At 31.8% G+C, this 10,000-nt stretch carries 12 protein-coding genes and 1 pseudogene; 6 read left to right on the forward strand and 7 right to left on the reverse strand.

Features of this window, described 5'->3' with window-relative positions:
* On the reverse strand, nt 1-785 hold a 785-nt coding region (locus tag LDL23_RS11235; protein ID WP_291265787.1), incomplete at its 3' end, for a S1-like domain-containing RNA-binding protein.
* A 93-nt stretch (nt 786-878) separates the two neighbouring features.
* Nucleotides 879-2,117, reverse strand: coding sequence for a porin (locus LDL23_RS11240; RefSeq protein WP_291265788.1), 1,239 nt, complete (start codon nt 2,115-2,117; stop codon nt 879-881).
* 91 nt (nt 2,118-2,208) lie between these two features.
* Here LDL23_RS11240 and prmA point away from each other — a divergent pair, with 91 nt between their 5' ends.
* Complete coding sequence (gene prmA, locus LDL23_RS11245; RefSeq protein ID WP_291265789.1) at nt 2,209-3,042, forward strand: 50S ribosomal protein L11 methyltransferase; 834 nt, start codon at nt 2,209-2,211, stop codon at nt 3,040-3,042.
* Nucleotides 3,043-3,161: 119 nt separating this feature from the next.
* The gene (locus tag LDL23_RS11250) at nt 3,162-3,437 is read left to right on the forward strand and encodes an ATP-dependent Clp protease adaptor ClpS (RefSeq protein ID WP_026726810.1); all 276 of its coding nucleotides are present in this window, start codon (nt 3,162-3,164) and stop codon (nt 3,435-3,437) included.
* A 31-nt stretch (nt 3,438-3,468) separates the two neighbouring features.
* Here the strand turns inward: LDL23_RS11250 and LDL23_RS11255 are convergent, their stop codons facing one another.
* The 3 genes from LDL23_RS11255 to LDL23_RS11265 all read right to left on the reverse strand — a co-directional run bounded on the left by LDL23_RS11255 (nt 3,469) and on the right by LDL23_RS11265 (nt 4,794).
* Nucleotides 3,469-3,735 carry a heavy metal-associated domain-containing protein gene (locus tag LDL23_RS11255; protein WP_194095954.1) on the reverse strand — a complete coding sequence of 89 codons (267 nt, stop codon included), beginning with the start codon at nt 3,733-3,735 and terminating at the stop codon, nt 3,469-3,471.
* Nucleotides 3,736-3,811: 76 nt separating this feature from the next.
* Nucleotides 3,812-4,225, reverse strand: coding sequence for a DUF6691 family protein (locus LDL23_RS11260; RefSeq protein WP_291265790.1), 414 nt, complete (start codon nt 4,223-4,225; stop codon nt 3,812-3,814).
* Between the two features lie 2 nt (nt 4,226-4,227).
* On the reverse strand, nt 4,228-4,794 hold the full coding sequence (locus LDL23_RS11265; RefSeq protein ID WP_291265791.1) for a YeeE/YedE thiosulfate transporter family protein: 567 nt from the start codon (nt 4,792-4,794) through the stop codon (nt 4,228-4,230).
* A gap of 102 nt (nt 4,795-4,896) precedes the next feature.
* Between LDL23_RS11265 and LDL23_RS11270 the strand changes: the two genes are divergently transcribed.
* The 4 genes from LDL23_RS11270 (at nt 4,897) to LDL23_RS11285 (ending at nt 7,615) form a co-directional block, all read left to right on the forward strand.
* Nucleotides 4,897-5,379: a DUF4199 domain-containing protein gene (locus tag LDL23_RS11270; protein WP_026726806.1), complete on the forward strand. Its 483-nt coding sequence runs from the start codon at nt 4,897-4,899 to the stop codon at nt 5,377-5,379.
* A gap of 1 nt (nt 5,380) precedes the next feature.
* Entirely contained in the window at nt 5,381-5,842 is a 462-nt protein-coding gene (locus tag LDL23_RS11275; RefSeq protein WP_291265792.1) for a 2-dehydro-3-deoxyphosphooctonate aldolase, read from the forward strand.
* 93 nt (nt 5,843-5,935) lie between these two features.
* A complete protein-coding gene (gene kdsA, locus LDL23_RS11280) occupies nt 5,936-6,754 on the forward strand; it encodes a 3-deoxy-8-phosphooctulonate synthase (RefSeq protein ID WP_291265793.1) in 819 nt (272 codons plus the stop codon).
* A gap of 15 nt (nt 6,755-6,769) precedes the next feature.
* Entirely contained in the window at nt 6,770-7,615 is an 846-nt protein-coding gene (locus tag LDL23_RS11285) for a hypothetical protein (RefSeq protein WP_291265794.1), read from the forward strand.
* Between the two features lie 138 nt (nt 7,616-7,753).
* On the opposite strand, the gene LDL23_RS11290 is transcribed toward LDL23_RS11285, so the two are convergent.
* Both LDL23_RS11290 and LDL23_RS11295 read right to left on the reverse strand, forming a co-directional pair.
* Nucleotides 7,754-9,409, reverse strand: coding sequence for an MFS transporter (locus tag LDL23_RS11290; RefSeq protein ID WP_291265795.1), 1,656 nt, complete (start codon nt 9,407-9,409; stop codon nt 7,754-7,756).
* 78 nt (nt 9,410-9,487) lie between these two features.
* Nucleotides 9,488-10,000 (reverse strand): annotated as a pseudogene (locus LDL23_RS11295) (alanine dehydrogenase); the annotation flags it as partial.

The following is a 10,000-nucleotide window of genomic DNA, read 5'->3' on the forward strand; positions in this document are numbered from 1 at the left end:
AAATTTCCAACGGCTTTTTTGAAATTCTTTTTACTCATTTTCAAAACCGTTTTAATGTCTTCTGGATGCGAATTATCAGTTAATCGCAAGAAACCACGATTCGCTTTTAATTCGTCTAAAATTACTTGTGAAGATGGTTCGATTGCCTCTACTCCAACTTTACGTAACATGACATCAATTTTACCATCAGGACGAATGTTTTTGATATACCCTTTTGTTTTCATTCCAGGTTTTACATCATCATACACTTCGTTTTTATAAGCTAAACCTTTATGCTTTTGATTGATAATACAATTAATTCCGCCTTCCGTAATGTGCGAAATTAAAATATCTACTTCTTCGTTTTTTTCTAACTCTAAATTTTCGTTCGATAAATATTTATTAGTTCTACTCGAAGCTACCAAACGATTGGTTTTTTCATCCATGTGCATGTAAACCAAATAACGTTTACCTTCTTCCATAGGGCGTGCTTGTTCTTTAAACGGAACGAACAAATCTTTTTCCAATCCCCAATCTAAAAAAGCTCCGAATTTGTTGATGTAATTTACTTTTAAATGTGCAAATTCGTTCAACTTGATATAAGGTTTCAAAGTAGTTGCAACAGGGCGTTCTTCGTGATCTAAATACACAAATACGGTTAAATCATCGCCAATAGTAAATTCTTTTGGCACATATTTATTTGGCAATAAAACATCATCTTCTTGCGTGTCTTCGCTTCCTAAAAATAAACCAACTTTAGTATCTCTAAGTATTTTTAACGTATTGAACTCTCCTATATGTAACATAAATGAAATAAATATGGTGCAAAGGTAAGCAAATAGAAACAAAAAAAAATCCAGTTACTCGAACTGGATTTAAATTGTATTAAAATTAGAATTTTAAATTCCGATTTCTACTTGGAAACGAACATACCAATTTTGTTTGTTAGTTCCGTCGAAAAATTCTTGTTTTTCTGTTGTAAATTCAGCTTGAAGTTTTAAAGCATGTTCCCAAATATATTTGTTTACACCAAAACTTAATTGTTCTGTATTTGGATAAAATGCCTTTACTTCATTGTCAACTTTCTGTTTTGAAAAACGACCGATAACTTCGTATTTTGAAGGAAAACAGTAACTTAATTGATTATCAAAACCGTTTCCAACAAAAACCGCTCTACTCAATAATGGATTAGTTGCTGATGTTGTGATAGCTTTACTAGCATCTCTCATCATGTAAGTAGACATAAAAGCCCAACCATTGTATTTTCCAATAAAGTCTAATAAAACAGTAGATAAATTACTAGTTTCATATAATAAATCACCCATTTGACCTTGTGATTCTCTTGCTTTATCATTGTAATTGTAAACTCCAGAAATCATAAATTTTGGCTTCTCCTCTCTTAACAAATCTCCTTCAAAATAATGACCATCTTTCTTAAACTTACCTAAAGGCATTAATTCAATTTTTCCAGAGTATGATAAACCATTGTTATCTTTTAAAGTTGAATTTGCACTATTTGTAGTCCAGTTTCTTCCTTCTCCTAAAGTTACAGCACCTTTAAAGTTATAAGAAAACTTATTCTCATATTCATTTAAATTAGCAAAATGGAAACCAAAATCACGGTCTGTATTAAATCGAGAGTTGTTTATACTTCTATCGGTTAACTGAATAGCTCCTGATGAATTTACAGCTTGTCTCGTTCCTGGTAATTTTGTAACCCCAAAACCATATTGCCAATGCATATTTGGACGGTAATATACTACCGCATCTCTAATTACGTTTAAGTTTTCATTTGGTCTTACTGGTCCAACATCTCCTGCACCAAATGATAATTGAATCACATATAAATATTTTGGACTCCCTACATATCCATCAAAACGCAATCGTAAACGACGCACTTGAGCTTCATAAAATGGTTCCGCTCCTTCATTATCATAATAACTTAATCGGTCTTGCATTCTAAAACGAATGTTGAACTGGAAAATACTATCTGGAGATGTTAAACCTACACCTTTACCAAAACTATAATAGGGTAACGAGGTTAGTTTTAAATCATTGTCTTTTGTAGATACTTTTATGTCCTGAGCACTTGAAAATGCAGTAGTTACTAAAAGTAAAAATGTAATTAATTTTTTCATTTGTTATGTTGTTGTTTATTTTGTGCAAACTTAACATCAAAACAAGGTTAAGTATGTTAAGTAAATATTACCTTTGCAAAAAATTAACGTTATGTCAAATATATACATTGGATATCATTTTACAATTGCTCCATTAGAACTTGGAAGTGAAATTTTAATTGCTGAATTAGGAGAAAAAGCCTTTGAAAGCTTCATTGAAACGGAAACTGGTGTTTCTGCTTTTGTTCAAAAAGATTTATGGAGTGAAGATATATTGGAGGATATTCAAATTCTAGAAAATCCAGAATTTAAAATTGACTATACATTTGAAGAAATTGAGCAAGTGAACTGGAACGAAGAATGGGAGAAAAATTTTGAACCTATTGATGTAGATGGTAAATGCCACGTAAGAGCTCCTTTTCATGAAAAAACGAATGCTGAATACGACATCGTAATCGAACCTAAAATGAGTTTTGGAACGGGTCATCATGAAACTACGCACATGATGATTCAACATTTGTTAGAAACGGATTTAGTAGGTAAGAAAACCTTAGATATGGGATGTGGAACTGCTATTTTAGCTATTTTGGCTGAAATGAAAGGCGCGCAACCTATTGACGCTATTGATATTGACAATTGGTGTTACTTAAACTCAATTGAAAATGCAGAACGTAATAATTGCAAACATATTTCGGTTTACGAAGGTGATGCTTCTTTATTAGATGGTAAAAAATATGATGTGATTATTGCCAACATCAACCGTAATATTTTATTAAACGATATGCAACAATATGTAGCTTGTTTAAACGAAAACGGAATTTTATTCTTAAGTGGATTCTATACTGAGGATATTCCTGTGATTTCGGAAAGTTGTACTTCAAAAGGATTAACCTATGTAAAACAATTTGAAAGAAACAATTGGGTTGCTTTGAAGTTTGTAAAATAGCTAGAAGTTGGTAGAATGAAATTAGTAGTTTATTTTTTTTAATCTTGAAATTGATTTTTGAATTTGAACTTGAAACATTTTTTTAATATTTTTGTAATGAACTTTCAAACGTAAAGAAAATGAGCACGATAGAAAAAGTACAAGAAGAAGTTTTAGTAGCAGAAGCTGTTGGTGTTAATAACGAAATTGTATTACACAACGATGATGTAAATACATTTGACCACGTTATTGATACATTGATTAGAGTTTGTAAACACGATGAATTACAAGCGGAACAATGCGCTTTGTTAGTCCACTACAAAGGAAAATGCACGGTTAAAACAGGTTCTTTAGAAGAATTAAAACCGCAGTGCTCTGCTCTATTAGATGCAGGTTTAAGTGCTGAATTGATATAAAAAAAGTCCCGATTAAATCGGGACTTTTTATTTAACTCATTTTTCCAATAGCGCAACTTACATAAGACTTGGCTTTCTCCATTAAACTATTGGCTTCTCCGTCTTCGGGATATCCTAATGATTTTAATTTTTCTTTAACTTCATTTAATTTTTCTTCGGATACATAATCAAATGTTACCGAACTATCTTCAACATTTACGGCAATATTATTTATTGTTTCAATAGATGAAATTCCTTTGGTAATTGTATTAGCACAACCACCACATTTTAAATTTTGTATATGAATTGTTGTTTGCATAACTCTTAATTTTAATTACACAAATTTACAAAATATACAACCAAAACACCCCAATATTTGATACTTTAACTTAACTTTAATGTGGCAATTTATCTTTTAACAAACCATAAATATAAGTTCCTAAAAGAGCTCCTATAAGAACTACAACAATAGCATAAGTTCCTGTTCCAAGAAGAATAAAAATAGGTCCAGGACAACAGCCTACTAAAGCCCATCCTAATCCGAATAAACTTCCACCAATAATGTAACGCCAAAAACCACGCTCTTTTTCAATTATATTAATTGGCAAACCGTTATAATCTTTTACTTTATATTTTTTTATAATTTGTAATCCTACAATACCTGTAAATAAAGCCGTTCCAATAATTCCATACATATGAAACGATTGAAAATGAAACATTTCATAAATACGATACCAAGAAACAGCTTCTGCTTTGGTTAAAACAATTCCGAAGAATATTCCGGTAAGAAAAAATCTTGCTAACTTCATGATTAAGCCATTTTAAAGATTAGAGGTAAAATATAATGTGCCATGGCTAATCCTCCAATGAAGAAACCAATAACGGCTACTAATGATGGTAATTGTAAATTGCTTAACCCCGATATAGCATGACCAGAAGTACAACCACCAGCATATCGCGTTCCAAATCCAATTAACAAACCACCAATTAATAATATAGCAAATCCTTTTGGAGATTGTAATGTTTCAACGCTAAAAATAGCATCCGGCATTAATTTACCATTTGGTGCATCAATTCCAAGTGTTTGCAATTGCGTAATAGTCTCTGGATTTACATTGACACCACTTCCATCTGACAAAAAGTAAAAAGCGATAAATCCTCCTACAAAAGCTCCTAAAACAACCGCTAAACTCCATTTTTGTTCGCGCCAATCCAATTTAAAAAAGTCGCTAAATTTTCCAGCTCCAGCCATAGAACACATGGTTCTAAGATTCGATGACATTCCAAAAGATTTTCCAAAATAAGTTAAAATTAGCATCGTCACACCAATTAAAAATCCCGAAATGGCCCAATGCCAAGTTCCAAAAATCAATTCCATAGTATTTTTACAATTTTCCACAAAAATAGAAATTCAAATTGGTATTTGTAACTTTTGTTACATTTTATAGTAAATTTGAGGCATCAAACAAAAGCATATCAAATGAAAAAGTTTTCAATCGAATTCAAATGGGCTATCATTACCACAATTATTTTTTTAGCTTGGATGACTTTAGAAAAGCAATTGGGATTTCACACTGAAAAAATTAAATGGGAACCTTTATTTAATATTTTATATATTTTCCCTTTGTTTCTCCTTTACTTTTTGGCATTAAGAGAAAAGAAAATAAAATTTTATAATGGCACTATGAATTGGAAACAAGGCATCATTTCTGCTATTGTAATCTCATTTATCATTGTTGTATTTAGTCCGATTGCACAATTTATTCTACATGAATTTATAAGTCCTAATTTTCTAACTAATACTATTAATTATACGGTTGAAAGTAAAAAATTATCATTAGAAGAAGCTAAAGAATATACAACTTTATCGAGTTCTATTTGGAAAAACATTTCAGATAGTTTATCTTTTGGTGTGGTTATTGGCGCGATTGTTGCTTACCTTTTAAAAACAAAAACCAACTAAAATGAAATACTTCTTTTCTTTATTAATCGCTTTTACTCTTACCAGTTGTGTAAGTACTAAATCAACAATTAAAAATATTGATAGTACTGCTTTGCGTCCATTAGTAAGAGATCAAGCTTACATAATTACTGAATATGCTACAGATGCTAAATATGGATATGATGAAGATTATCCCATAAACATTGGTTTCATTAATGAAAAACAAGAAAACATTAACATTCAATATTATTTTAGTGGATTGGAAGGACCAAATGGTGAGAAAATTAGCTATAAAAAAGTAGATACCTGTTGCCCTTTTCCAACTAAAAACAGTTTGATGGGAGCTGGAACTATTGGCATTTATGAAGTAACATTTGAAGGAAGCGATAAAAAAATTACCTTATACTTTAATATTTATGAAAAAGGAAAAATCCTATGTCCAAAAGGATTTTCAATTAAAAAATTTCCAGCTAGAGACAAATAAAAACTATTTTATTATCTGTAACATAAGTAACCTTTTCTACTGCTGTAGGAAAGGTTTTTCTTTTTATCTTTGCAACTTCAAAATCAACACAAAATGAATTTAAAAAACATTCCACAAATAAAACACACAGAAAGCGGTAATTTCTTTTTGTTAGCAGGACCATGTGCCATTGAAGGTGAAGAAATGGCAATGCGTATAGCAGAAAAACTAGTTTCTGTTACTGATAAATTAGAAATCCCATACGTTTTTAAAGGTTCTTTCAAAAAAGCCAATCGTTCAAGAGTAGATAGTTTTACTGGAATTGGAGACGAAAAAGCATTAAAAATTCTTCAAAAAGTATCAAGAGAATTTGGTGTTCCAACCGTTACCGATATTCATACTAACGAAGATGCAGCAATGGCAGCTGAATATGTTGATATTTTACAAATTCCAGCTTTCTTAGTACGTCAAACCGATTTAGTAGTGGCTGCTGCCAATACAGGTAAAACCGTAAACTTAAAGAAAGGACAATTCATGAGTCCAGAAAGCATGAAACATGCTGTTCAAAAAGTATTGGATTGCCAAAACGAAAACGTAATGGTAACTGATAGAGGAACCATGTTTGGCTACCAAGACATGATTGTAGATTTCAGGGGAATTCCAACTATGCAACAATACGCTTCAACTGTATTAGATGTAACACATTCGTTACAACAACCTAATCAAACTACTGGAGTAACAGGTGGTCGTCCCGATATGATTGAAACTATTGCCAAAGCAGGAATTGCTGTTGGTGTAGATGGAATTTTCATTGAAACGCATTTCGACCCAGCAAATGCAAAAAGCGATGGAGCAAACATGTTGCACTTAGATTACTTTGAAGGATTAATGACTAAACTAGTAGCTATTCGTAAAACCGTAAATCAATTTTAATATTTTTAACTTTTAATGAAGCAACCATTTTTAATGGCTGTACTAACTTTTTGTGTTTTTTCACAGTACACCTTTTCGCAAGAAACAGTAGAAAATCCTGAAAAATACACGAGCAATAACAAAGGTAAATTCTTCATCTTCTGGGGAGGTAATAGAGAGTCGTACTCAAGATCAGACATTCGTTTTAAAGGTGCCGATTACGACTTTACAATTTATGATGTAGCAGCACATGACAAACCTAAAGGATGGCATTGCGATTATTTAAATCCAGCTCGAATGACCATTCCACAAACCAATTTAAGAATTGGCTACTTCATCTCCAATCATTACAACATTTCTATTGGTGTTGACCACATGAAATATGTAATGTATAACGACAGAAGAGTAGATTATTCAGGTTACTATCCTAATGCTGGTAGTTATAATGAGAATCCTGCAAATGGAGAATTAACATTGGATGAAGACTTTTTGTTATTTGAACATACTGATGGATTGAACTATGTGAATTCTGAAATTTCTAGAGTTGATGATATTTCAAATTTATTTAAATTACCCAATACAGATAAATTTCAAATTAACTTAACAGAAGGAATTGGTGGAGGCTTTTTATATCCAAAAACAAATACCACATTATTAGGAAAAGAACGTCATGATGACTTCAATATTGCAGGCTATGGTATTTCAGCAAAAGCTGGATTAAATTTTACTTTCTTTAAACATTTCTTTATTCAAACTGAATTAAAAGGAGGTTATATTGAAATGAATAATATTAGAACAACTAAAAGTAGTGCAGATTCTGCAGAACAACATTTTTGGTTCTTACAACGAATTGTTGCCGTTGGAGGTATTTTTAGAATTTAATGACATATAAACCCGATTTCAGATTGATTTCATGGTTTTATTCAGCAACTATTTTTCCTTTTTTAATCGATTAATCGGAACAAATAAAAAAAACCTCCGTTAGAATAATTCTAACGGAGGTTTTTTACTTTATAGTTTTTAATGACTTGCTTCTACTTCAATAGCATCTACATCAATGTTTTGTTTCTTTAATAAGCCTTTTACTAAAATGGCAAATAAAGTTAAGTAAGCAAAACAAACCACCGCTACAATATAGGATTGGTGAATTCCAATGATATCGGATAATTTTCCTTGTAATGGAGGAATAATTCCACCTCCTAAAATCATCATAACTAAAAAGGCAGAACCTTGCGAAGTATATTTTCCTAATCCAATAATTGACAAACTAAAAATAGAAGGCCACATAATACTACAAGCCAATCCACCTGATAAAAAGGCATAAATGGCAATTGTTCCCGTGCTAAATAATCCAATTAGCATAGCAATTACTCCAAATGTTCCAAAAATCATTAAGGTTCTTGCTGGTTTATCTTTACTCAAAAAGAATGCTATAATTTGAATAATTACGCAAACAATATACCAATACAAAGGTTTCATATCTTTACCTGAAATGATATTTACGCCTAAAATGATACCAAATGCAATAATTGGAATAATAAGTAAAGCCAATGTTTTCTTCATTCCTTGTAAATTGAAAACACTAATAGCACCAGCCCATCTTCCAATCATTAAACTTCCCCAATACATTGAAATGTAAGGTGCAATTTCGGAAGATTGTAAACCACCAAATTCATCTAATTTTAATAATTCACCTAAATTACTTCCAACAGCAACTTCTACTCCAACATACGTAAATATAGCCAACATTCCTAAAACCAATTGTGGATATTGCATAGCACCCCAACCTTCTGATTTCTTTTTTGCTGATGAATATGAAAACATCAAACCGCCCACTACTACTAACAAAGCACCTGAAAGCCAAAGCATTCTGTATTGTTCTAAATCTGAAAAATCTACTGCAGAATAATTACTAGTATCTAATTGATAGGTTTTAAAAATTGGCACAAAACAAGCTGCCAATAAAACCGTCATAATAACTAATATTCTTAATGCTTTGTTGGCTTTTTCCATTGGTTCGTTTGCAATTCCACTCGGTACTTTTTTTGAAAACCAAAATAAAGCAGCTGCAGCTACGAATAACAACCCAACACCAACATATAACAATACTACTTTGTTAAGTTCTAATGCTTTAATTTGTTCATCTGAGACAGATGCGGCTGTACCAAACAAAGCTAATGCTACAACAATAGGTCCGATGGTAGTTCCAAATGAATTGATTCCTCCACCAAGATTTACTCTACTCGCTCCTGTTTTTGGATCTCCTAATAGAATAGCAAACGGATTGGCTGCGGTTTGTTGCAATGAAAAACCTAAAGCCATAATGAATAAACCTACTAACATTCCAGCATAAACACTTGCTTCAACGGCAATAATCATGGCGCCTGCTCCAAGAGCAGAAAACAATAATCCATAAACAATACTTTTCTTGTAACCCCATTTTCCAACGATATCTTTTCCTGATAAATCGCCTAAGGCAAACAACAATAAAGCTCCAATATAGTAAGCTGTATAAAATGCAAAATCAACCAATTGTGACTGAAATTGATCTAATGAAAAATAACTTTTACAAAAGGGAATAAAAATACTGTTTCCAGCCGCGATAAATCCCCAAAAGAAAAACACTGTAATTAGCGTATATAAGGCAGGATAATTGGTTTTGTTTTGATTGTTCATTAGTTAGTGATTAGTTTTAACAAATATATACGTTTTATTATAAAAACAAAAAACCCGATGAAAACATCGGGCTTGTTATTATTTTGAAGCTACAGCTTCTTGCTTTTCGTTAACATAATCTTGAAGATACTTAAAACGTTCTGTTAATTGACCATTTTCGGTAATTTTAGCTCTTTGTAAAATTCCATCTTTGTCTCCATTAAAGAAAGCTGGAATTACGTGTTGCATAAACATTTCACCAAAACCTTCACTCGCATCTTTAGGCAACTCACATGGTAAATTATCAACCGACATTACCATAATTGAAGCTGGATGTGTATAAGGAACTTCTTTGTGTTCACTAGCCAAATATCCGAAAAATGGTTCTGCAATTGTTGAAGCTTTAAGAGTACACGCCACTGGACCATCTACATCACACGAAATATCAGCAACCACTTGAATTTTATTATCTGGTGCTTTCAACATTTCACGAGTTAAGATATCTGGCGAACCATTACCGTGAAAATGTCCAGCGATGAACATGTCGGCAACTTTCGCAAAACGCTCGAAATTTGATACGTAATCTTGTGGATTTTTATAGAAATCATTATT

The organism is Flavobacterium sp., from assembly GCF_020217025.1.
Lineage (GTDB): Bacteria > Bacteroidota > Bacteroidia > Flavobacteriales > Flavobacteriaceae > Flavobacterium.